The sequence below is a fragment of the Stenotrophomonas sp. YJH_SMC_36 genome, from assembly GCF_059369935.1.
The window spans coordinates 577,205-600,574 of sequence record NZ_JCAFTD010000001.1; the positions used below are offsets into that span (position 1 = coordinate 577,205).

The following is a 23,370-nucleotide window of genomic DNA, read 5'->3' on the forward strand; positions in this document are numbered from 1 at the left end:
CACTTTGAGCAACCAGACCCAGCCCCAGACCATCAAGGTCGATCTGCCCAGCCCGCCGCCGTCCGTGCCGGAACTGCTGGCCAGTGTCCGTCAAGCCACCGAAGACCTGAAGGCCAAGGACCTGGTCGAGATCGACGTGCGCGGCCGGTCCAGCGTTGCCGATTACCTGGTGATCGTCTCGGGTACTTCGACCCGCCACGTCAAGTCGATCGCCGACGAGGTCGTGCGCTTCGCCAAGAAGATCGACGTGATGCCGCTCGGGGTTGAGGGCGAGCGCGAAGCCGAGTGGGTACTGGTCGATCTGGGCGACGTGATCGTCCACGTGATGCTGCCGCGCGTGCGTGAGTTCTACGCCCTCGAGCGCCTGTGGACGGTCGGTGACCAGCCGCCGTCCAGCGACGACGAAGTGGCCTGAGCCGCACGTTGATGCATCCCTTCGACGGCGCCGATGGCGCCGTCGACGTTTTCGAGGAGCGCTGATGAAAGCCCGCCTGATCGCCACCGGTGAACGCGCACCCAGTTGGGTCGCGCAGGGGTTCGCCGAGTACCAGAAGCGGCTCTCGCACTGGCTGCCGTTCGAGCTGGTCGAGATCGAGCCCGGCCTGCGCGGCAAAGGCCGCGATCCACGCCGTGCCACCGAGGACGAGGGCCGGCGGGTGATCGCCGCGCTGCCGAAGAATGCCTACGTCGTGGCGCTGGATGTGCCCGGCCGCCAGCTCAGTTCCGAACAGCTGGCGCAGCGCCTGGAGCATTGGCGGGGACAGGGCAGGGACCTGGCGTTCCTGATCGGCGGTCCCGAGGGGCATTCGCCCGAAGTTTCGGCACTGGCCGACGAGAAGTGGTCGATTGGTCCGCTCACGCTGCCGCACATGCTGGTGCGGCTGGTCGTGGCGGAACAGCTGTACCGGGCCGCCGCAATGATTGCAAATCACCCCTACCATCGCGCGTGAAGAGCCGTTATACTGTTCGTCTGCCCGAATAGCTCAGCCGGTTAGAGCACTTGACTGTTAATCAGGGGGTCGTTGGTTCGAGTCCAACTTCGGGCGCCACTTTCAGAAACCTGCATCGCGAGATGCAGGTTTTTTTTTTTGCTCTACAGAGTCAGCGCTCCTCGCCAGAACGCCACCAGTGTGGCGATCGCAACGGCCAGGATGGCGCCGAACAGCACCCACTCCCAAGGCGTGAACACCTGTTCGCCACGCTGGCGACGGGTCAGCGCGAACAGCGCTACGCCCGGTACATACAACAGCACCGACAGCAGCAGGTTGTGCAGGCCACCGGCATACACAAGCCACAGCGCGTATGCGCTTGCCAGCAGCGCGACGCTGAAGTCGCGCCAGCGGATTCCTGCTTCGCCGCCCGCATAGGCCTGACCACGCCAGGCCAGCTGCACGCCGAATGCCGTGGACAGGAAATAGGGCACAAGGCTCATCGATGCAGCCAGCAGTACCAGGCCGGTATAGCTGCCGGAATTCACCAGCACCAGCAGCAGGAACAACTGGATCAGGCCGTTGCTCAGCCAGAGCGCATTGGCCGGCACGCCGCGCGCATTCTCGCGGCCAAGGAACGCGGGCATGGTGCCGTCGCCGGCAGCCGCATACAGCACCTCGGCGCACAGCAGTACCCAGGCCAGCAGGGCGCCAAGCACCGAGATGATCGAACCGATGATGATCACGGTCGCGCCCCATTCGCCGACGATGGCGCGCAGCACGTAGGCCATCGATGGATTGGGCAGGGCAGCCAGCTCGGCCTGCGACAGCACGCCCATCGACAACAGGCTCACCAGGACCAGCAGCAGCCATACGCCGAGAAAGCCGATCACGGTCGCGCGCCCTACATCGGCACGACGCGCAGCGCGCCGGGAATAGATGCTGGCGCCTTCGATGCCGATGAACACCCATACGGTCACCAGCATCATGCCGCGCAGCTGCTGGCCGAGGTCGCCAAGTGCGGGCGTACCCAGGAAATCGGCGCCGAACACGTCCATGCGGAACGCGCCGGCGGCCAGGATGAGGAACAACGCAATGGGCAGCAGCTTGGCCACCGTGACTAGGCCGTTGACGATGGCGGCAGTGCGCAGTCCGCGCAGCACCAGCAGGTGCACGGTCCATAGCAACAGCGACGAGGCAGCCACCGCTGCCGGCGTATTGCCTTCACCGAACACCGGCATGAAGTGGCCGAGGCCACTGAAGATCAGCACGAAGAAGCTTGCGTTGCCGAGTACCGAGGCAACCCAGTAGCCCCATGCCGCGGAGAAGCCGATGTAGTTGCCGAAGCCTTCCCGCGCATACGCGTAGATGCCGGTATCGAGGTCCGGCCGGCGGTTGGCCAGGGCCTGGAACACGAAGGCGAGCATCAGCATGCCGGCGCCACTCACCGCCCAGCCGATGATCGCGGCGGCCGGACCGGCGCTGCGCGCCACGTTCTGTGGCAGGGAAAAGATGCCGGCGCCGACCATCGAGCCGACCACCAGAGCGGTCAGTGCAGCCAGGCCCAGCCGTTGTGAGGTCGCAGCCATGAATCTCCCCTGCGGCAGCGCGGCCGCAGGGGCACAGTAGCGGCAGTGCCGTGAAGCCGCATGCAACATCTGCAACGACGGAGGCCCGGGCATGTGCCCGGGCCTCCGAAGGTGATGCTGCAGCGACGATCAGTTGAAGGTGTACTTGGCACCGACCGTGAAGTAGCGGCCGATGGCTCCGCTGAAGTGCAGCGGGTTGTAGTTCACGCCGCCATAGGTGGTCGGATCGAGCGGTGCGATGCGATCAAACACGTTCTGCACCGATGCGTTCAGTTCAAAGGCTTCGGTGATGTTCCAACGGCCGGACAGGTCGAAGGTGGTGAACGAGGAGATCTTCTCGACCGGCGAGCCATCCTCGTAGAACGCCAGGTAGTCGCCGCCACGGCGGTCCTTGTTCTCCAGCTTGCTGATGTAGTTGGCGACGCCGCTGACACTCCACGGGCCCTGCCTCCAGGTGGTGCCGAAGTTGATGCGGTCCTTGGGCGTGCCGATGCAGTTGGTGACGTCGCAGTTGCCGTGGGTGCCGGCGTAGTCGACCGTCACGTCAGCATCGGTGCGCTCGAACTTCAGCACATGGCTCCACTGCAGATCCATTTCCAGCTGGCCCGGACCGATATCGAAGGTCTGGCGGATATCGGTGTCGATACCGCGCACGCGGGTGGAAGCGGCGTTGATGTACTGCGTGTTGACCGCCAGGATGCTGCCGGTGCCGGCAATGCCGTTGAGCAGGTTGGTGTCGCGCAGGACGTTGCCGGCGGCAATGGCGTCGGCGGTGCTGCCCTGGGCGATTTCGTTGGTGCGCTTGATCTGCCACGCATCCACCGTCATCGAGGTGGAGGAGGTCGGCTGCAGCACGATACCCACCGAATAGCTCTTGGATTCCTCCGGCTTCAGGTCGCTGTTGGGGCGGGTGATGATCGCCACCGAGCGTGCGGTGCATTCGGCTTCACTGATGGCGCAGCGCACCGGGTCGCGGGCGTTGGAGAAGGCGGCCAGGCCACCGTCGCCGTTCTCGGCCGGGTTCGGCGCGCGGAAACCTTCGGCGTAGCTGGCGCGCAGCGCGATCCAGTCGGCCGGGGTCCACTTCACGCCCAGCTTCGGCGTCGCCTTGCCTTCACCGCTCTCGTACTTGTCGTAGCGCAGTGCACCGGACAGCTCCAGCTGTTCCAGCACCGGCGCGGACAGTTCGACGTATCCGGCGTACACGTTCTGGGTACCGTCATAGGCCGAGTAGCCCAGGCCGATGATGTCGCCGGTGTCGGTGAACGTCTGCGGGGTCAGGCTGTTGCTGGTCTTGCGCCACTCGGTGCCCATCGCCAGGCCGAGCGGGCCACCCTTGAGGTCCATCAGGCTGCGCGACACGGTGAAGTCGAACATGTCCAGGCTGGACTTGGCGCGTGCACTGATCTCCGGCGAGATGAAATCGTACAGCGCCTGCGAGTTGAGGTTGGCGTTGTCGCCGATGCGCCATACGCCACCGGCACAGTTCGGGTTGGCCAGTGCACAGCGGACGTTGTCGTAGTGCAGGAAGCCGGTACGACGGTTGATCAGGTCGGTGCCGGAGTGCAGGTAGGCGGTGTCATAGTTCCAGTCGCCCCAGTTGCCCTTGACGCCCACCAGGAAGCGGTTGAACTCGTTGGTGTTGTTGGTCACGCGCGGACCAACGTCCCAGGCCGAATAGCGCAGGCGCGAGGCCTGGCCGGGAATCGGGTTGTCCGGATGATCCGGGCCGAGCACGGTGGCACCGGAACCGCTGTTGGCGTTGACCGGTCCTTCCGGGTAGCCCCAGCCGCCGGACACGCCCGAGGGCGTGTTGCTGAAGGTGGTTTCCTTCTTCGAGTAGCCGATCTCGGTGTAGATCTCGCCGCCTTCGCCGAAGGCGAAGCTGGCACGTCCGAACACGTTGATGTACTTCTCTTCCGGGCTCAGGTCACGGAACTTCTGCGCCGGATCCCACAGGCAGCCCTGCTGCTGTGCGGTCGCATCGGTCTGGCCGGGAATGCTGGTCAGATTGGCACAGCCCGGCAGCGCCACCAGGAACGCGGGATTGTCGTCGTCGACATTGCGGTCGTCGAACACCGAGCCGTTCGGGCCCACGCCACCGGCAGTACCACCGGACAGGTAGGCACCGCCCAGGAACTGCGCGTCGGCGGCGGAATACCCCCAGCGACGGATGTCACCGGTGCCGATCCACTTGCGGTTCTTGCGATCGCCGATCTTGATCGCGTCGGTCTTGCCGACGTCCAGGCTGAAGAATGCGTTCCAGCCATCGGTGGCCAGGTCGCCGGTGCCTGCGGTCAGCGTCGCCTTCTTGGCATCGCCGTCGCCGTCGCCGGAGACGCCGTAGGAACCGCGCAGGATCGCGCCCTGGAAATCGCTGCGCAGGATGATGTTGACCACGCCGGCGATGGCGTCGGAGCCATAGATCGCCGATGCGCCGTCCTTCAGAACTTCCACGCGCTCCACCGCATCCAGCGGAATGGTGCTCAGATCGGTGAAGACCTTCTGGCCATCGTCAGCCAGGCCGTAGGTGGCCATGCGGCGGCCATTCAACAGCACCAGCGTCGAGCCGGCGCCGAGGCCACGCAGGGAGATACCGGCGCCGCCGCCGGCAAAGCCGTTGCCGAAGGTCTTGGGAATCGAGCCGGAACCGTCGGCGGTCAGGGTCTGCAGGTATTCGGCGACCGTGGTCTTGCCGGTGCGGTCGATCTCCTGGCGGGTCACCACCTGCACCGGGGACGGTGTCTCGGTATTGGTGCGCGGGATGTTCGAGCCGGTGACCGTGATGCGGTCGAGATTGGTGGCCTGCTCCTGGGCGAAGGCGGAGGAGGAAACCACGGCGCCGGCCAGCAGCAGGGTGCTGCCGGTAAGGATGTGAGTGATGGACGATGCCAGGGTGTCACGGCGGCTGGCGGGCCGATGGATCGGGTGTTTCACAGCTTCTCTCCTAACTGGAAAACCTTGCGTTGAGGGCTGTCGCCGGATCAGGTCCGGGACGGGCCAATCTAGGTTTCCGGCAGGTGACGGAGTCGTGAAATTTTGCTTAATCGGCAGCGCGCGGACGGGCGGTGTGCGGATTCGCAAACCCGGTCGCGGATTCCGGCCCGGCCTGGGGCCGGGCCGGTGCAGCGGTCAGTCGGGCAGCGAGAACTGCACCGGCACCATGCCGATGGCAGGCACCGCCACGCCGTCATGCTGGGCGGGCTCAAACCGCCAGTGGCGCAGCACCTGTTGGCGTGCGGCCTGGTCCAGGCTGCGCGAACCGCTGCTGCGTTCGATGCTGACCGCAACAGGCTGGCCGTTGCTGTCCACTTCCACGCGCAGCAGGACCGTGCCCTGTTCGCGGTTGCGCAGCGCGGGGATGGGATAGGCCGGGGGCGGCGCACTGCGGTACTGCAGCTGGGCTCCCGCCAGCGGCGTAGCTGCCGCCATCGTCGGCGGCGCCATCACGGCGGTCGGTTCGGCGGCCGGCAGGACGATGCCCGGCGCGTCTTCGACCGTTGCGGTGGGGGCTGGCAGCGCCGGTGCGGTCGGCACCGCCTGGGAGCGGGAGGCGACCTTCACCTGTTCGGGTTCGGTGGGCAGGATCGGCGGAGGTTCCGGTGTCTCGACCTTTTCGATCCAGCGGACCGTGGTCGTGTCACGCGGGGCCTGTACCGCCTGGTAGGTGGCGGGGATGAGCAGCAGCAGCAACGCCAGCAGATGCAGTGCGATGGCCGCGCTCCAGGCGGCGATGCGGGCGGGGTCGAAGTGCGCGGATGCAACGGGATACGTACGAACCATGGTCCACCTCCGTGCCAGTGTCGAAAGACGTCAACGCACCAGGGCCGCCATCGGGGTTTGCCGCACGCGGCTGGCAGCCAAGCATTAGCGCGTCGTGGCCGCCATTGCCTAGAGGCATGTCAGGCGATGTTGAACTGGCCTTCATCTACGCAACGGGGCCGGAGACCTTTCCGCTGGAAAGGCATCCGGCCCCGTGGGCAGCAGATCAGGGCAGGGCGCTGTCCGGCGGACAGTGCCCCCGCCGTGCCGGGTCGTCAGCGACCCAGCTCGAACACCACGTCCAGGTTGACCGAAACGGTGGATTCGCCCGGCGCGACCGGCGTGGCCTTGTCCATGGCGGCCGAGGCCATCTGTGCCCGCATCATCGGCACCGGGCGGAAGCCGCCGTTGCTGTTTTCAGAGATGCTGACGATGCGGCGCACCTGCAGGCCCAGCGACTTGGCATAGGTCTGGGCGCGCGCCTGTGCCTTCTTCAGCGCGGCCAAGCGGGCTTCGTCATAGACCGGCTCCGGCTGGTCGATCTCGAAGCTGGGGCCGTTGATCTGGTTGGCGCCCTGGGCGGCCAGCGCATCGAGCACCCGGCCCAGCTTGGCGATGTCGCGGACCTTCAGGCTGACGGTATTGCTGGCCTGGTAGCCGGTGATCTTCGGCGCTTCGTTGTCGGCATAGCGGTACTGCGGGTTGAGGCTGACGCCGCTGGTCTGCACATCGCGCTCGGCGATGCCGGCCGCCTTGATCGCGGCCAGCACCTTGTCCATCTGCTGCGCATTCTGGCGCATGGCGCTGTTGCCGTCGGCGGCCTGGGTGACCACGCCGGCCGACAGGGTGGCCACATCCGGCACACGGGTCGCTTCGGCGTTGGCCGAAATGTTCAGCAGGGTGCCCTCGGCCGGGGCGGCGATCGGCGGCGGCGGGGCGGCATGGGCGGACATCGAGGCTCCAAGGGCGAGGGACAGGGCAAGCAGCAGCGGGGAGGCGGTCAGGCGCATGGGATCTCCTTGTTGTGGCGTGAGGGTGGTGTCGTAGCGATGAACGCGCTGTGAGTCCGTTCGGGGTTGAAGGCACGCGGGAGCAGGTTGCCGACGATTCAGGCGGCGGCCTCAGGTTATGCTGTGCCGATGCTCTATCTTGCTTCCCGCTCCCCCCGACGCAACCAGCTGCTGGCCCGACTCGGACGCCCCTTCCAGGCGCTTGACCTGGAGGTTGTCGAGCAGCGCGCGCCCAGTGAAAGCGCCGAACAGTACGTCTGCCGGGTTGCGGCCGACAAGGCGCGCGCCGGGTTGGCCCGGGTGCTGGCCGATGACCCGGACGCACGGGTGCTGGGCTCGGATACCGAGGTCGTGCTTGATGGCGAGGTGTTCGGCAAGCCGGTCGATGCCGCCGATGCCCGGGCAATGCTGACGCGCCTGGCCGGACGCACGCACCAGGTGATGACGGCCGTGGTGGTGGTCGGCGCGGCCGGGCTGGACAGCGAACTGGTGGTGTCCGAGGTCACGTTCGCTGCGATCGGCGCCGCCGACATCGCCGCCTATGTGGCCACCGGTGAGCCGCTGGACAAGGCCGGGGCCTACGCCATCCAGGGTGGGGCCGAGCGCTGGATCGAACACCTGTCCGGCAGCTACTCCGGTGTGATGGGGCTGCCGCTGCTGCACACCGATCGTCTGCTGGCGCGCTGCGGCGTGCCGGCTCCCATTGCCAACGCCGCCAGGGAGGCTGCAGATGTCTGAGGAAATCCTGGTCAATGTGACCCCACGCGAGACCCGGGTCGCGGTGATCGAGAATGGCATGCTGCAGGAACTGCACATCGAGCGCGGCTGGCGCCGGGGTGTGGTCGGCAACATCTACAAGGGCAAGGTGCAGCGGGTGATGCCGGGCATGCAGGCCGCCTTCGTCGAGGTCGGCCTTGAGCGCGCTGCGTTCCTGCATGCCAACGACGTGGTGCGGCCAGCGCCGGTGGCCAGTGCCGACACCGAGAACACCACCCTGCCACCACCGGCCAGCGTGCCGATCGTCGAGCTGCTGCGCGACGGCCAGGACATCGTGGTGCAGGTGGTGAAGGATCCCATCGGGACCAAGGGCGCGCGGCTGACCACGCAGATCAGCATCCCGTCGCGCTACATGGTGCTGCTGCCGCAATCGAAAGTGGTGGGCGTCTCCGCGCGCATCGAGGACGAGGCGGAGCGCGCGCGCCTGAAGGCGCTGGTGACCGAGTTGTCGGCACAGCACGGCGGCTACGGCTACATCGTGCGCACCAACGCCGAAGGGCAGCCGGCCGAAGCCATCGCCGAGGACATCGCCTATCTGTCGCGGGTCTGGAACGTGGTGGAGCGCCGCGGCCGCGACGCCACCCCCTGCAGCGTGATCTATGAAGACCTGAGCCTGCCGCTGCGTTCGGTGCGCGACCTGATCCGCAAGGACGTGGACAAGGTGAAGGTCGATTCCAAGGAAACGTTCGCGCAGCTGCAGGCTTTCGTGGCCAAGTACATGCCGGTGCTGGCCGAGAAGCTGGAGCTGTACTCCGGCGATCGCCCGATCTTCGACATGTTCGGCGTGGAGGACGAGATCGGCCGCGCGCTGGACAAGCAGGTGCCGCTGAAGTCCGGTGGCTACCTGGTGATCGACCAGACCGAAGCGATGACCACCATCGACGTCAACACCGGGTCGTTCCTCGGCCAGCGCAACCTGGAGGAGACGGTGTTCCGCACCAACCTGGAGGCGGCGCAGGCCGTGGCCAGGCAGCTGCGGCTGCGCAATCTCGGCGGCATCATCATCATCGACTTCATCGACATGGACGATGCCGAGCACCGCCGCCAGGTGCTGCGAACCCTGGAAAAGGCGCTGGCGCGGGACCATGCCAAGACCACGGTCTACGACTTCTCGCCGCTGGGCCTGGTGGAGATGACCCGCAAGCGCACGGTCGAAAGCCTGGAGCGCCAGCTGTCGGAGACCTGCCCGCAGTGCAGCGGTCGCGGCACCATCAAGACCACCGAAACGGTCACCTACGAGATCTTCCGCGAGATCACCCGCGCGGTGCGCCAGTTCGATGCCGCGCGCCTGCTGGTGATCGCGTCGACCAAGGTGGTGGCGCGCATCACCGATGAGGAATCCGCGGCGGTGGCCGAGCTGGAAGAGTTCCTCGGCAAGAGCATCCGCTTCCAGGCGGATGAGCAGTACCTGCAGGAGCAGTTCGATGTTGTGCTGCTCTGATCCACGCCGGCCGAAGGTCGGCGGCGGCCGATGAGCGCGCCGCCGCGCCTGCGACTGCGAAGGATCCGCCGTCATCTCATTGCTGCCTGTGCGGTGGCCCTGGTCGGGCTGGCGCTGCTGGTGGGCACCTTCAGCCAGCTGCTGCCGCTGGCCGAGCGACACCCCGACAGGATCGCCGCCTGGTTGAGCGAGCGCGCAGGCCAGCCGGTCCGTTTCGACCAGCTGGACACGGCGTGGACCCGTCGTGGCCCGCTGCTGCAGCTGAAGGGCCTGCGCATCGGCGCCGGGCAGGGCCTGGCGGTCGGCGAGGCTGAAATCCTGGTGTCGATGTACAGCGGCCTGCTGCCGGGCCGTTCCTTGACCGAGCTGCGTCTGCGCGGCCTGGCCCTGGATCTGCAGCAGAGCGAGGACGGTCGCTGGTCGGTGCGTGGCCTGCCGCAGCCCAGCAGCGGTGGTGACCCGCTGGAGGCGCTGCGCCGGCTGGGCGAGCTGCAGGTGATCGGCGGCCGGCTGGGCGTGCAGGCCCCGGCACTCGGCATCGACACCGTATTGCCGCGCGTCGATCTGCGCCTGCGCGTCAATGGCGACCGCCTGCGGGTAGGCGTGCGGGCCTGGGCCCAGACCGACGCACTGCCGCTGACCGCCGTGCTGGATGTGGACCGTGTGCGTGGCGACGGCGAGGCATGGCTGGGCGCCGATCCCATCGATTTCCGCGCCTGGTCGCCGTTGCTGGCGGCCGGCGGCGTGCGCCTGCGTGAAGGACGCGGCGAACTCAATGTGTGGCTGACCCTGCGCGATTTCGTCCCCGTGGCGCTGACCACCGATTCGGATCTGCGGGATCTGCGCATCGACGGCGCACCGATGCCGGGGCTGGCAGTGCCGCGGCTGCAGTTGCAGCGCATGCAGGCGCTGCTGCGCTGGCAGCGGCAGGCGGACGGATGGGCGATGCAGGTACCGCGCCTGCGGCTGGTGGACGACACCGGCGCGCAGCAGCTTGATGGACTGCAACTGCAGGTCGGCACGCAACTGGGCATCCGCAGCGGGGCGGTGCAGGCCGGCACCGCGCTGCGTGCGCTGGCGCTGAGTGACCGCCTGGACCCTGGCCTGCGGCGCTGGCTGTTCCTGTCAAAGCCGCAGCTGGATCTGCGGGAACTGCAGCTGGCCGGCAAGCGCAACGGTCCGCTGTGGGCCCAGGGCGAGCTGCAGTCGCTGGGTTTTGCCAGCGTCGGTGACGCACCTGGCTTGCGTGGGCTGGGCGGCCATTTCGAAGGCGACGCCGATGGCTTCCGCCTGCAGCTGCAGCCGCAGCGCGAGCTTCAGTTCGATTGGCCAACCGGCTTCGGCGTGCGCCATGACCTGCACCTGGCAGGCCAGGTGGTGGGGTGGCGCGACGAAGGCGGCGGCTGGCGCATCGGCACGGCCGCCCTGCGTGTGGAAGGCACGGATTACGCAGCCGATCTGCGCGGTGGTGTCTGGTTCCAGGGCAATGGCACGCGTCCGTGGCTGCAGCTGGCGGCCAAGCTGGACGATGTACCGATGACGGCCGCCAAGCGCTTCTGGATCCATTCCAGGATGAGCAAGGGTGCCACCGACTGGCTGGACATGGCGCTGGCCGGCGGCCAGGTGCGTGATGGTATCGGCCTGGTCACCGGTGACCTCGACGACTGGCCCTTCGACAACAACGACGGGCGGTTCGAGGCCACCGGCCATATCACCCGCGGCGACATCCGCTTCCAGCGCGACTGGCCGCTGATGAGCCAGGTTGACGCCGACATCGCCTTCATCGGTCCTGGCTTCCACATGCAGGGGCGCGGTGACCTGGCAGGCGTGCCGGTGCAGCACTTCGAGGCCGGCATCAAGGATTTCGGCCAGCAGCCGCTGTACGTGCGTGCCGATACCCGCAGCGAAGCCGGAAAGCTGCTGGCGCTGCTGCGGCAAAGCCCGTTGCACCAGGAATACGGCGAGACGCTGGACAACCTGACCGCCACCGGGCCGGCGCAGGTGACCTTCGACCTGCTGAAGCCGCTGCATGCCGACGAAGGGGGGGGGCACCTGCAGGGCACGGTCGATCTGGCCGGCGTGAAGCTGGTGGAGAAGCGCTTCGCGCTGGAATTCGACAACATGCGTGGGTTGGCCCGCTACGGCAACGGTGGTTTTGCCGCCGAGCAACTGGCGGTGCGCCATCTGGGCCAGGACGGCCAACTGAGCCTGCGCGCGGGTGGGTTCGTGCGTGACCCGAAGCTGGCCTTCGAGTCGGAGCTTTCGGCGCGCCTTGATGCAGGCGTGCTGATTGACCGCGCGCCGGAAATGGCCTGGCTCAAGCCCTACATCACCGGTACCTCGCCCTGGACCATCGCCGTCAACCTGCCGAAGGTCGCGCCAGGCGCGCCCGCTCCTCCCAGCGAACTGCGCCTGCGCTCGGATCTGGCAGGCACGCGCCTGGATCTTCCCGCCCCGCTGGACAAGCCCGCCGACGAGCCACTGGCCACCACCGTGACTGCGCAGCTGCCGATGGGGGATGGCCGTATCGACGTGGCGTTTGGCCAGCGCCTGGCCCTGGCCGCGCGCAGCCATAACAATCAGACCGGCGTGCAGGTGACCCTCGGCAGCGGCCAGGTCGACCGCGAGCCGCCTTCCAGCGGGCTGGCGGTCAACGGTCACAGCCCGACCCTGGACGCGTTGGAGTGGATCGGCCTGGCCCGCGGCGGAGACGGCGACGGCGATCCGATGCCGTTGCGGGCGATCGACGTGCAGGTCGGCCGCTTGATGCTGATCGGAGGGGTGTTCGAGCAGACCCGCCTGCAACTGCGCCCGGGCGCGCAGGCGCTGGATGTGCGCTTGGACGGCCCTTCGCTGGCTGGCCGCCTGAGCGTGCCCAATGCCGAGGGCGGCACCATCAGCGGCCAGCTCGACCGGGTGTACTGGCAGTCACCGCCGGCCGCGTCCGGTGCGCCAGCGGCACCGGCCCGGGTGCAGGCCGGCGCCAACGACATGGATCCGGCCAGACTGCCGCCGTTCGCGCTGGACATCGCCGACCTGAAGTTCGGCAAGGTGGCGCTCGGCCAGGCCGTGCTGCGCACCCGCCCGCGGGGCAACGGCCTGGAGGTGCAGACCCTGCGCTTCCGCGCGCCCGACCAGGAGATCGATATCACCGGCCGCTGGCTGGGCAGCAGCAGCGGCGCCCGCACCGAGCTGAACGCGCAGGTGCGCAGCGAGGATCTCGGCGCGCTGATGCAGAATCTCGACTACGGTGGCCAACTGCGTGGCGGCGCCGGCCAGGCGCAGCTGCAGGCGTCGTGGAATGGCGGGCCGTCGGACTTCCAGCTGGGCAATCTGCAGGGCCAGCTGGATATCCATGCGCGCAACGGTCAGCTGCTGGAACTGGACCCCGGTGCCGGTCGCGTGCTGGGTCTGCTCAGCGTGGCCCAGCTGCCGCGGCGGCTGATGTTCGACTTCCGTGATTTCTTCTCCAAGGGCTTCGCGTTCAATCAGATCGAGGGCAGCCTGCAGTTCGGCCAGGGCGTGGCCCGCACCGACAAGGTGCTGATCGAAGGGCCTGCGGCGAACATCACCATCCGCGGTCAGGCCGACCTGCGCCAGCAGCAGTTCGACCAGACCATCGACGTCAATCCGCGTGCCGGCAATCTGCTGACCGTGGTCGGCGCAGTGGCCGGTGGCCCGGTCGGGGCGGCGCTGGGGGCGGCGACCAATGCGGTGCTGTCCAAGCCGCTGGGTGAGATCGGCGCCCGTACCTACAAGGTGACCGGTCCCTGGAAGGAGCCGAAGGTGGAGGTGATCGAACGCAGCCGCGAACGGACCCCGCCGGCTCCCGCACCTGCGCCGACCCTTCCACCGGCCGTGACCGACCTGCCGCGGTCGCGCTGAGCGCGGCCTCCCATTCCCCGGGGCTTGCCTGAGTGCCCCTGCATCCCCAGATCGAGAGCCATGACTGATATCGCCCTGACGCTTGCCCAAGACCGCCTGCTGCGCCCCGGCGGCCTGGATACCGCTGGACTGGAGCGCACCTTCGGCCAGCTGCTCGGCCCCGGTGTCGATTTCGGCGACCTCTATTTCCAGCACGCCCGGCGTGAGAGCTGGAGCGTGGAAGACGGCATCGTCAAGGACGGTGCCCATTCCATCGAGCAGGGGGTCGGCGTGCGTGCCATTGCCGGCGAGAAAACCGGCTTCGCCTATTCCGATGACATCCATGCCGATGCGCTGCTGGCGGCGGCGCAGTCGGCACGCGCGATTTCGCGCGAGGGCGGTGCCCAGGCGGGCCGCTCGCTGCTGCGCGGCAATGCACGCGCGCTGTATCCGGCGCTGGATCCGATCGATGGGCTCGGCAACGAGGCCAAGGTTGAAGTGCTCAAGCGCCTGGATGGCTATCTGCGTGCCGCCGATCCGCGGGTGAAGCAGGTGATGGTCAGCCTGTCCGGTGGCGTTGACACCGTGCTCATCGCGCGCAGCGACGGCGTTCTGGGTGCCGACGTCCGCCCCCTGGTGCGCTTGAACGTGCAGGTGATCGTCGAGCAGAACGGTCGCCGCGAGTCCGGTTATGCCGGCGGTGGTGGCCGTTATGGCTACGAAGAACTGTTCGCCGATGGCCGGCCGGAAGCGTTCGCCCGCGAGGCGCTGCGCCAGGCGCTGGTGAACCTGGACGCGGTGCCGGCGCCGGCCGGTGTGATGCCGGTGGTGCTCGGCCCGGGCTGGCCTGGCGTGCTGCTGCATGAAGCGGTCGGCCATGGGCTGGAGGGCGACTTCAACCGCAAGGGCACCAGCGTCTACGCCGGTCGCATCGGCGAGCGCGTGGCGGCCCCGGGGGTGACGATCGTCGATGACGGCACCCTGGACGGCCGTCGCGGCTCGCTGAACGTCGATGATGAGGGCCATCCGACCCAGTGCACGACCTTGATCGAGGACGGCATCCTGGTCGGCTACATGCAGGACAGCCTCAATGCACGGTTGATGGGCATGGCACCGACCGGCAACGCGCGCCGCGAGTCGTTCGCGCACCTGACCATGCCGCGGATGACCAATACCTACATGCGCGCCGGCCAGCACGATCCGCAGGAGATGATCCGCTCGGTGAAGAAGGGGCTGTACGCGGTCAACTTCGGCGGTGGCCAGGTCGACATCACCAGTGGCAAGTATGTGTTCTCGGCCACCGAGGCCTATCTGATCGAGGATGGCCGCATCACCACGCCGGTGAAGGGCGCGACCCTGATCGGCAACGGCCCGGAAACCATGCAGAAGGTGCGCATGGTCGGCAACGACCTGGCCCTGGACGAGGGCGTGGGCATCTGCGGCAAGGACGGGCAGAGCGTGCCGGTGGGTGTCGGCCAGCCCTCGCTGCTGATCGAGGGCCTGACCGTCGGCGGCACCCAGGCCTGAACATGGCAACGGCCCCGGCCAGCGCCCCGGCCGGCGGGGACTCAGTCCTCGTCGGTCGCGTCGTCCAGATCGGCGCCGGTGTCGTCGTCGGTGGCGACCTTCAGGCCAAGCGCGGCCGGCAGCATCAGCCCGCGCAGCACCTGGTAGATCTCGCGGTAGGCGCGCGGCGGCTTGTTCTTCGCCTTCTCGGCCTGGGCGTTGCGCACCAGCGTGCGCAGCTGCTGGCGATCCGCCTGCGGATACTCGTCCAGCAGCGCGGCCAGCGCCTTGTCGCCGTCGTCCAGCAGGCGCTCGCGCCAGTCTTCCACGCGGTGCATCATCGCCACTTCGCGGCGCGAGGTTTCGCTGTTGGCGTCCAGCGCATCGCGGATCGCCTCCAGGGTTTCGTCTTCCTCGCGGCGCATGTGCTTGGCCAGGAACGCCAGCTGCCGCTTGTGGGCGATGTGGGCCGTGATGCGCTTGCACTCGGCGATATGCGGCAGCAGATCCTCCGGAATCGGCAGGCGCGCCAGCTGGGCCGGGGTCAGCGACACCAGCTTCTCACCCAGGGCCAGGACTTCCAGGGCTTCGCCGCGCTTCTGCTTGCGGCTCTTGTCAAGGAATTCACCGGTTTCTTCGTCGCGTCCGCGCATCGTCCACACCTGCTTTCAAAAAAGTCGCCCGGCGTGATGCCGGGCCCAACCTGTACAGGATAAAGCATTGAACGTGATCGCCCCTGAAGTGGTTGTCGGCGACGACAGCCCGGCCCGCCTGGAACGGCTGGCCGACCTTTCCCAGCAGCTGCTCGAGCGTGCCCGTGCGCTGGGGGCCAGCCAAGCCGAGGTCAGCTGCAGCGAGGACCGCGGCCTGGAGGTCAATGTGCGCCTGGGCGAAGTGGAAACCGTACAGTCCACCCGCGACCGCGGCATTGCCGTGACCGTGTACTTCGGCCAGCGCAAGGGCAGCGCCAGCACCGGCGACCTGAACGAGGCCAGCCTGTCGGCCACCGTGGAGCAGGCCTGCGCGATCGCCCGCCACACCGAGGATGATCCGGCCGCCGGACTGGCCGATGCCGGCCTGATGGCCAAGGACTTTCCCGACCTGGACGGCTGGCATCCCTGGGCCCTGCAGGCTGACGAGGCGGTGGACCTGGCGCTGGCCTGCGAGGCCGCCGGGCGCGAGGCCGACGCGCAGATCCGCAACTCCGATGGCGCGGCGGTGTCCACCTCGCAGAGCCTGTCGGTGTACGCCAATTCGCACGGTTTCATTGGCCGTGAGCGCGGCACCCACCATTCGATCGGTTGTGCGCTGATTGCCGGCCAAGGCGATGGCATGCAGCGCGACGGCTGGTACACCAGTGCGCTGGCCAGGCAGGACCTGGAAGATCCGGCCCAGGTCGGCCGCCAGGCCGCCGCGCGTACCGTCGCCCGCCTGCAACCGCGCTCGCTGGCTACGGGCAGCATGCCGGTGCTGTTCGCCCCGGAAGTGGCGCGCAGTCTGGTGGGCCATCTGCTGTCGGCCGTGTCCGGTGGCGCGCTTTACCGCCAGGCCAGCTTCCTGCTGGACAGCGCCGGGCAGCGACTGTTCCCGGACTGGATGCAGATCGACGAGCTGCCGCACCTGCGCCGCGGCCTGCGCTCGGCTGCCTTCGACGGCGATGGCGTGGCGACCCGCGCGTCGCCACTGGTCCGCGATGGCGTGCTGCAGCGCTACGTACTGGGCAGTTACTCGGCCCGCAAGCTGGGCCTGCAGACCACGGCCAATGCCGGCGGCGTGCACAACCTGCAGCTGGCGGCCAACGCCGGGCCGCTGGAAGACATCGCCCGGCAGATGGGCAGCGGCCTGCTGGTGACCGAGCTGATGGGGCAGGGTGTCAATGGTGTGACCGGTGACTACTCGCGGGGGGCCGGTGGCTTCCGTGTCGAGAACGGGGAGATCCAGTACCCGGTGGACGGCATCACCATTGCCGGCAACCTGCGCGAGATGTTCATGGCGATCGAAGCGGTGGGCAGCGATGTCGATCCGCGCTCGCACATCCGGACCGGTTCGATCCTGGTGGGGCGGATGACCATCGCCGGTAATGATTGATGGCGTCGATGGCGTAAGCTATGGCCGCCTGACGCAACCGGCCTGATGCCGGTGGGTCAAGACCACCCAATGAAAAGGAGTTTTGTCGTGAGTGAATTCGATAACGTCCCGCCGCCGCCGCCGGTCACCGCCGATGTCCCGGCAGACCAGCGCACCATGGCCCTGGCCGCGCACCTGCTGGGCATCTTCACCGGCTTCATCGGCGCGCTGATCATCTGGCTGATCAACAAGGACGACGCCGGCAAGTCCTTCGTCACCGACCAGGCCAAGGAAGCGCTGAACTTCCAGATCACCGTGGCCATCGCGATGGTGGTCTGCATCATCCTGACCATCGTGGTCATCGGCGCGATCCTGATGCCGATCGTCGGACTGGTCAGCTTGGTGTTCTGCATCATTGCCGCGGTCAAGGCCAACAACGGCGAAGCCTATCGCTACCCGTTCGCATTGCGCCTGATCAAGTAAGACCGGCTGCATGCGGACATGAAAACGCCCGGCATTGCCGGGCGTTTTCGTTGCGCACCACGTCAGTGATCGCGCTCCACCGCAAGCCTGGCCAGCGCGCGCAGCGCATCGGCCTCTTCGTGGTAGCCCGCCAGAGCAGCCTGCATGCGGGCCGCCAGTTCGCGCAGCTGCGCCTTCGCTCCCTCCATGCCGAGCAGGGCGGGGAAGGTACTCTTGTCCTGCGCCTGGTCCTTGCCTGCCGTCTTGCCCAGCTGCTCGGAGCTGGCTTCGACATCGAGGATGTCATCGCGGACCTGGAACGCCAGGCCGAGTGCATCGGCGAATGCGTCCAGCTGCACCCGCTGCGGCTCTGGCGCATCGCCGCACAATGCGCCCATGCGTACCGCGGCACGGATCAGCGCGCCGGTCTTGAGCGCATGCATCCGGGTCAGCGCGGCCAGCGACTGCTGCTGTCCGGTGGCATCGATATCCAGCGCCTGGCCGCCGCACATGCCGGCGGCACCGGAGGCGTGTGCCAGCGCCTGCAGGCAGTCCACGCGCAGTGTTGCCGGCAGTGGTGCCTCGGCCAGCAGGCTGAAGGCGCGGGTCTGCAGGGCGTCGCCGGCCAGGATCGCGGTGGCTTCGTCGAAGGCGATGTGGGTGGTGGGTTTGCCACGGCGCAGGGCATCGTCGTCCATTGCCGGCAGGTCGTCGTGCACCAGCGAATAGGCATGGATCAGTTCCACCGCCATCGCGGCCGCGTCGAGCCTTTCCGGTTGAGCGCCGAACAACTGGCCAGTGGCATAGACCAGCAGCGGACGCATGCGCTTGCCACCGCCGAGGACGGAATGGCGCATGGCCTGGTGCAGCCGCTGCGGTGCATCGGCCGGCGAGGGCAGGGCGGCATCGAGCAGGCTTTCGATCCGGTCGCGCCAGCGCGCGAACGCCGCCTCAGCCGTCATGGCTGGGCGGATCGAAGGGTTCTGCCGTATCGGGCTGTGCCGGATCGCTGAGCAGCCGGACGCGCAGTTCGGCCTGCTCCAGCGCCTGCTGGCACTGGCGGTACAGGCCCACGCCACGCTCGTAAGCACTGAGCGACGCTTCCAGGCTCAGCTCGCCGGTTTCCATCTGCTCCACCAGCTGCTCCAGCGATTCGAGCGACTGCTCGAACTGGGCAACAGGGGAGGCGTTTTCGGGGGACTTCTTGGCCATGCGGCAAGTGTGGACGGCACGCGCGCAGGGGTCAATTCACCAGCCACCCGGCTGCCACCGCAGCTGGGCGTCGTGAGCGTGCAGCCAGGCCTGCAGCGGTGCGGCGATCACCACATCGGCGGCGGCCAGCAGGTTGCCGTCAGCAAACAGCAGCGGCAGCTGCGCGCGCCGCCAGGGGGCCAGATGTTCACGCTGCAGGCAGTCCTTCAAGGCATGTGCGTGGCTGCGTCCCGGCAGCACGATGCGCTCGCCGCCACGCCGTGCACGCACCTGCATCGGCTGCTGGAACATCGCGGCGCCCAGCAGGCGCAGCTGGCCGCCATCTGGCAAGGCCAGAGGCACCCGGCCGTCCCACTCCTCCTGCCAGTCCAGGGGCAGGGCAGGCAGCTCGGCCGGCAGCAGATAGGCATGCTCGCGCCATTGCTGGATGACGTGATCCTGCCAGCGCACCTGCGCCTGCCGGTCGCAAGCGGAGGGCAGCATTTCCTCGAGCATCTGCTGCAGCACCCGCCCCGGCAGCGGTGCCGCGCCATGGCTGGCCACCCAGGTGCGCAGGACGCGTGCGGCGCGTTCCGGCGAGACCTGCCGCAGCAGCTGCAAGGACAGCACGCGCGGGGCTGCTTCCAGGTGCGCGAGCAGCTCGGTGTCCTCTTCCTGCAGAAGGCCACGGGTGCGCGCGCAATGATCGGCACTGCCGGCCAGGGCCGCTGCGGCGTGCGGCCAGCGCTGGCGCAGCAGCGGCAGCACCTGCAGGCGCAGGAAGTTGCGGTCGGCGTACGCGTCGTCGTTGCTGGGGTCTTCGATCCAGTGCAGATCGTGGGCCCGCGCATAGTCATGCAGAGCGTCGCGCGGGACCTGCAGCAGCGGCCGCCACAGCCGGTGGCCGGCGAGCATGCTGTCCCTGCTCATTGCCGCCAGGCCATCAACACCGGAACCGCGCAACGCGCGCAGCAGGAAAGTTTCAGCCTGATCGTCCTGATGCTGGGCCAGGGCCAGCGTCTCTCCGTCGCGCAGAGAGGCGACGAAAGCAGCGCGACGCGCCTGCCGGGCTGCACCCTCCAGGCCCAGACCGGTGCCGGTCTCGACCTGCACGCGGTGTACGACCAGTTCGATTCCCAGGGCCGCGCACTGCTGCTGGCAATGCTGGACCCAGGCATCGGCGTCGGGCTGCAGCCCGTGATGTACGTGTACAGCGCGCAGTCCCACGCCGGCCGCCTGCGTGCAGCGCCGTAGCCAGTGCAGCAGGACGGTCGAATCCAAGCCGCCGCTGTAGCCGACCAGCAGCGGTGCATCGAGGGAAACCAGGGCGGGGAAGGCAGTCACGGGTGAAGTGTAGGGTGATCGGCGGGGTCGCGCCGCGCCTTCGACTCACGGGCGGGATGCAGCCGGGCATGGCCCGGCTGCACACTGCGTCCGCCGTGCCGTTACTTTCCGTCGACGCTGCGTTCGAAGGCCTTGGGCGCCGGCAGCTGCACCGGTACGCCCTTGTCATCGCAGGTGCCCGCCTGGCACAGGCGATCGCGCAGCGCCGGCGTTGCCTGCACGATCATGTGATAGATCGTGTTCTGCTCCAGCGTGCCGCGGATCGCCTTGCTGCCGGGACCGCGCGCCCAGATGCCGACGTCCTCGCCACCATGCGATTCGGACTTCATCGGCACCAGCGCTTCCTGCATGTAGTCCGGATGCTCGGTGTCGACATCATGCAGGTCCGGACGCCCCTTGGCCGGCTCGAAGCTGCTCGGGTTGTGCGGGTAGCGCTTGCTGCCCGCCGGCTGCTGGTTGGTGCTGCCGGTGTGGCCCGGTCCATTGGCGTAGCTCAAGGTGGTGTAAGGCTGGCCGTTGCCGTCCAGCGCGTAGTCCAGCTTGCCGGCGCCGTCCTCACCGCCCTTGTCCTTCACCTTGCCCAGGATCGGGTTGCCGCGTGCGGGGTAGCCGACGAAGTTCAGGGTGTGCGAGTGGTCGGCGGTGACGATGATCAGCGTGTCGTCGGCCGACGTCATTTCCGACGCCACCCGCACCGCATCGGACATCGCCACGGTTTCGGTCAGTGCGCGATAGGCATTGCCGCTGTGGTTGGCATGGTCGATGCGGGCGCCTTCGATCATCAGCACGTAACCTTCCTGATGGCGCGACAGATTGGTGATCGCAGCAGCGGTCAGCTCGGCCAGGCTCGGCTCACCGGCCGGATCCTGTGGGCGCTCGTATTCGTAGCGCATGTGGTCCGGCTCGAACAGGCCGAGGATGGCCGGCGCATTCGCGGCGGCGGCCAGCTGCCTGCTGTTCCACACGTAGGCACCCTGCGGATGCGCCTGCTGCCATTCCTGTACCAGGCTGCGGCCATCCAGGCGCTGGCCGACCTTGTCGTCGTATTCCGGATCGCGCTCTTCCACGGTGGTGAATTCACCGCGACCACCGCCGAGCGCGACCAGCGGGCCGCGGCCATAGCGCGACGTGGACAGCAGCTGCTGGGCGATGTCCTTGCAGCCGGCGGCCTTGGCCGCTTCGGTCAGATCGGTGTCGTTCTCCCAGTTGCGCTCCGGCGAGTGCGCGTAGGTGGCCGCCGGGGTGGCATGGGTCAGGCGCGCGGTGGATACGATGCCGGTCGCCAGGCCGGCGCTGTCGGCCAGCTGCAGCCAGGTGAGCAGGCCCTTGGACAGGCTGTCGGCACAATCGGTGCGGGCGCCTGCGCTGACACCGATCGCGCCCATGTGGGTCTTCACGCCGGTGGTGATGGCGGTCATGGTGCCCGCCGAATCAGGGGTCTGCGAGTCGGTGTTGTAGGTCTTGCTGAACGCGGTGGCGGGGAAGCGTTCCCAGGACAGCAGGTTCTCTTCACCCGATCCGCCCTTCTTCTGGCCTTCGTAGATGCGCGCAGCGGCCACGGTGGTCAGGCTCATGCCGTCGCCGAGGAACAGGATGACATTCCGGGCCTTGCCGGCCATCGCGCCATTGGCGGCGGCCTGGGCGGCGCCGCTGCGGTACCACCATTGCGGCGTCTCGCCGGCCGGGTGTGCAACCGGCTCGACGGCGACCTTCAGGCCTGCCGGCGCGGAAGCGGGGGTGGTGCTGGCGCAGGCGCCGAGCAGCAGGGTGGTGGCACACGTGGCCAACAGGGAGACGGAACGGCGCATGGACGCTGGGATCTCACAAACTGTAACGGGACGTTCATTATGCCCGCCCTCGCAAGGCACGCCGATGACACACTGATTTGCCGGGCGGACGGTCGTTCTGCGGGCCGCCTTGGGCTATCGTGCCAGCATCCCTTCCTTCCCCTCTGGATTGCCTATGACGCTGGTCTCTGCCTGGCTGCGGATTCCATTCTGGCAGCGCGTGGTCGGCGGCTTCGTGCTTGGTGCGCTGGCCGGCTGGGCGCTCGGCCCCGCTGCGGAAACGTGGTTCGGTCCGCTCGGTGAGCTGTATGTCACCCTGATCAAGATGATCGCGGTGCCGCTGGTGTTCTTCGCGGTCATCAACGCGATCTCGTCACTGCATGGCCAGAAGTCGGTTGCAGCGCTCAGTGGCCGCACCTTCCTGTGGTTCGTGATTACCGCGGCGTTGGCGGTGTGCGTGGGCCTGGGCGTGGGCACCGTGCTGCAGCCCGGTGCTGGTGGCCTGCAGCTGTCCATGGCCAGCAACTATGTACCGCGCGAGGTTCCCAGCGTGGTACAGGTGCTGCTGGATGTGGTGCCGGCCAACGTCTTCTATGCACTGTCCGGCATCGGCACCCGCGTCAATGCCGCCGGCGAGACCGTGCTGGCCGCTGGCAGGGGCTCGATCCTGCCGGTGATCTTCTTCGCCGGCCTGGTGGGCTTTGCCATCGTCAAGCTGGGCGAGAAGGTGACCGAGGCGCGGAAGCTGGTCGGCCAGATGAGCGACATCATGATCCAGGTGACCCGCTTCGTGCTGGAAGTCACCCCGATCGGTACCTTCGGCCTGATTGCCGGCCTGGTGGGCAGTTACGGTTTCGAAAAGCTGCTGCCGCTGGGGCATTTCGTGCTGGCCCTGTACGTGGCCTGTGCGTTGCACATCGTGGTCGTCTACAGCGCGCTGCTGCTGGCGCACGGGCTGAATCCGCTGAAGTTCTTCCGCGGCGCGGCGCCAGGCATGCAGGTCGCCTTCGTCAGCTCCTCCAGCTTCGCCGCGATGCCGGTGGCGCTGCGTTCGATCACCCACAACCTGGGCGTCAACAAGGACTACGGTGCATTCGCGGTGCCACTGGGTGCGAGCATCAAGATGGACGGCTGCGGCGCGATCTACCCCGCGTTGTGCGCGGTCTTCATCGCCCAGTACAGCGGCGTGCCTTTGACGCCGGAGCAGTACGTGGTGGTGCTGATCGCCTCGGTGCTGGGCAGCTTCGGTACTGCCGGTGTGCCGGGTACGGCCGTGATCATGGCCACCGTGGTGCTCAGTGCCGCCAATCTGCCGCTGGAGACCATCGGTTACCTGTATGCCATCGACCGTATCCTGGACATGATGCGCACCATGACCAACGTGACCGGTCAGATGCTGGTGCCGGTGCTGGTGGCCAAGGAGACCGGCCTGCTCGACCAGTCGGTGTACGACAATCCCTCCAGCAACGTGGGCGTGGATGACCCGGACCCTACGCCGCCACGCAGCTGAGACGCCGCGCAGCGGCCTGTCATGCGAGAGATGAAGGCCCGCCGGACTGGCGGGCCTTTTCGTTGGGGGCGTGCCCGCCGGGCCAGGGAAGGGAAGACGCATCCCAGGCATTCCGCGGGCAACGAAAAAGC

At 67.8% G+C, this 23,370-nt stretch carries 18 protein-coding genes and 1 tRNA gene; 10 read left to right on the forward strand and 9 right to left on the reverse strand.

Translation table 11 applies throughout. From position 1 onward, the window contains the following. Positions 1 to 4 precede the first annotated feature (4 nt). The 3 genes from rsfS (at position 5) to AC5P76_RS02490 (ending at position 1,049) form a co-directional block, all read left to right on the forward strand. Positions 5 to 415, forward strand: coding sequence for a ribosome silencing factor (gene rsfS / locus AC5P76_RS02480; RefSeq protein WP_053520119.1), 411 nt, complete (start codon positions 5 to 7; stop codon positions 413 to 415). A 64-nt stretch (positions 416 to 479) separates the two neighbouring features. Further along, positions 480 to 950 carry a 23S rRNA (pseudouridine(1915)-N(3))-methyltransferase RlmH gene (gene rlmH / locus AC5P76_RS02485; RefSeq protein WP_019662111.1) on the forward strand — a complete coding sequence of 157 codons (471 nt, stop codon included), beginning with the start codon at positions 480 to 482 and terminating at the stop codon, positions 948 to 950. Between the two features lie 22 nt (positions 951 to 972). Continuing rightward, positions 973 to 1,049: transfer RNA gene (locus AC5P76_RS02490), tRNA-Asn, on the forward strand. 44 nt (positions 1,050 to 1,093) lie between these two features. Here AC5P76_RS02490 and AC5P76_RS02495 read toward each other — a convergent pair. From AC5P76_RS02495 to AC5P76_RS02510, 4 genes are all read right to left on the reverse strand, one after another. Beyond that, on the reverse strand, positions 1,094 to 2,518 hold the full coding sequence (locus tag AC5P76_RS02495; protein WP_065174868.1) for a basic amino acid/polyamine antiporter: 1,425 nt from the start codon (positions 2,516 to 2,518) through the stop codon (positions 1,094 to 1,096). Positions 2,519 to 2,647: 129 nt separating this feature from the next. Further along, complete coding sequence (locus AC5P76_RS02500) at positions 2,648 to 5,455, reverse strand: TonB-dependent receptor (RefSeq protein ID WP_065174869.1); 2,808 nt, start codon at positions 5,453 to 5,455, stop codon at positions 2,648 to 2,650. Positions 5,456 to 5,650: 195 nt separating this feature from the next. Continuing rightward, positions 5,651 to 6,301: an energy transducer TonB gene (locus tag AC5P76_RS02505; RefSeq protein WP_460255903.1), complete on the reverse strand. Its 651-nt coding sequence runs from the start codon at positions 6,299 to 6,301 to the stop codon at positions 5,651 to 5,653. 254 nt (positions 6,302 to 6,555) lie between these two features. Beyond that, complete coding sequence (locus AC5P76_RS02510; RefSeq protein ID WP_053516775.1) at positions 6,556 to 7,290, reverse strand: SIMPL domain-containing protein; 735 nt, start codon at positions 7,288 to 7,290, stop codon at positions 6,556 to 6,558. A 129-nt stretch (positions 7,291 to 7,419) separates the two neighbouring features. On the opposite strand from AC5P76_RS02510, the gene AC5P76_RS02515 reads away from it, so the two are divergent. The 4 genes from AC5P76_RS02515 to tldD are packed head-to-tail and all read left to right on the forward strand — an operon-like array spanning position 7,420 to position 14,899. Then, positions 7,420 to 8,028: a Maf family nucleotide pyrophosphatase gene (locus AC5P76_RS02515; protein WP_065174871.1), complete on the forward strand. Its 609-nt coding sequence runs from the start codon at positions 7,420 to 7,422 to the stop codon at positions 8,026 to 8,028. Next, entirely contained in the window at positions 8,021 to 9,508 is a 1,488-nt protein-coding gene (gene rng / locus AC5P76_RS02520) for a ribonuclease G (protein WP_053516779.1), read from the forward strand. Before AC5P76_RS02515 ends, rng begins: the two co-directional genes overlap by 8 nt. A gap of 30 nt (positions 9,509 to 9,538) precedes the next feature. Next, positions 9,539 to 13,393 (forward strand): YhdP family protein, encoded by a 3,855-nt coding sequence (locus tag AC5P76_RS02525; protein ID WP_180876092.1) that lies wholly within the window; start codon positions 9,539 to 9,541, stop codon positions 13,391 to 13,393. Positions 13,394 to 13,453: 60 nt separating this feature from the next. Continuing rightward, a complete protein-coding gene (tldD, locus tag AC5P76_RS02530; protein ID WP_065174873.1) occupies positions 13,454 to 14,899 on the forward strand; it encodes a metalloprotease TldD in 1,446 nt (481 codons plus the stop codon). A 41-nt stretch (positions 14,900 to 14,940) separates the two neighbouring features. Here tldD and yjgA read toward each other — a convergent pair whose 3' ends face one another. After that, positions 14,941 to 15,531: a ribosome biogenesis factor YjgA gene (gene yjgA, locus AC5P76_RS02535; RefSeq protein ID WP_065181832.1), complete on the reverse strand. Its 591-nt coding sequence runs from the start codon at positions 15,529 to 15,531 to the stop codon at positions 14,941 to 14,943. Between the two features lie 67 nt (positions 15,532 to 15,598). Between yjgA and pmbA the strand changes: the two genes are divergently transcribed. Continuing rightward, complete coding sequence (gene pmbA / locus AC5P76_RS02540; RefSeq protein ID WP_460255902.1) at positions 15,599 to 16,966, forward strand: metalloprotease PmbA; 1,368 nt, start codon at positions 15,599 to 15,601, stop codon at positions 16,964 to 16,966. A gap of 87 nt (positions 16,967 to 17,053) precedes the next feature. Further along, positions 17,054 to 17,428, forward strand: a complete 375-nt coding sequence (locus tag AC5P76_RS02545) for a DUF4870 domain-containing protein (protein ID WP_053516791.1) — start codon at positions 17,054 to 17,056, stop codon at positions 17,426 to 17,428. Between the two features lie 62 nt (positions 17,429 to 17,490). On the opposite strand, the gene AC5P76_RS02550 is transcribed toward AC5P76_RS02545, so the two are convergent. The 4 genes from AC5P76_RS02550 to AC5P76_RS02565 form a co-directional block, all read right to left on the reverse strand. Next, positions 17,491 to 18,369, reverse strand: a complete 879-nt coding sequence (locus AC5P76_RS02550; protein ID WP_053516794.1) for a polyprenyl synthetase family protein — start codon at positions 18,367 to 18,369, stop codon at positions 17,491 to 17,493. Further along, positions 18,359 to 18,619 (reverse strand): exodeoxyribonuclease VII small subunit, encoded by a 261-nt coding sequence (locus AC5P76_RS02555; RefSeq protein WP_065174877.1) that lies wholly within the window; start codon positions 18,617 to 18,619, stop codon positions 18,359 to 18,361. Before AC5P76_RS02555 ends, AC5P76_RS02550 begins: the two co-directional genes overlap by 11 nt. A 36-nt stretch (positions 18,620 to 18,655) precedes the next feature. After that, positions 18,656 to 19,942: a tRNA lysidine(34) synthetase TilS gene (gene tilS / locus AC5P76_RS02560; RefSeq protein WP_197572518.1), complete on the reverse strand. Its 1,287-nt coding sequence runs from the start codon at positions 19,940 to 19,942 to the stop codon at positions 18,656 to 18,658. Positions 19,943 to 20,043: 101 nt separating this feature from the next. Further along, positions 20,044 to 21,750, reverse strand: coding sequence for an alkaline phosphatase (locus AC5P76_RS02565; protein ID WP_053516800.1), 1,707 nt, complete (start codon positions 21,748 to 21,750; stop codon positions 20,044 to 20,046). A gap of 154 nt (positions 21,751 to 21,904) precedes the next feature. Here AC5P76_RS02565 and AC5P76_RS02570 point away from each other — a divergent pair, with 154 nt between their 5' ends. After that, positions 21,905 to 23,239, forward strand: a complete 1,335-nt coding sequence (locus tag AC5P76_RS02570; RefSeq protein ID WP_065181834.1) for a dicarboxylate/amino acid:cation symporter — start codon at positions 21,905 to 21,907, stop codon at positions 23,237 to 23,239. The last annotated feature ends 131 nt before the right edge of the window (positions 23,240 to 23,370 follow it).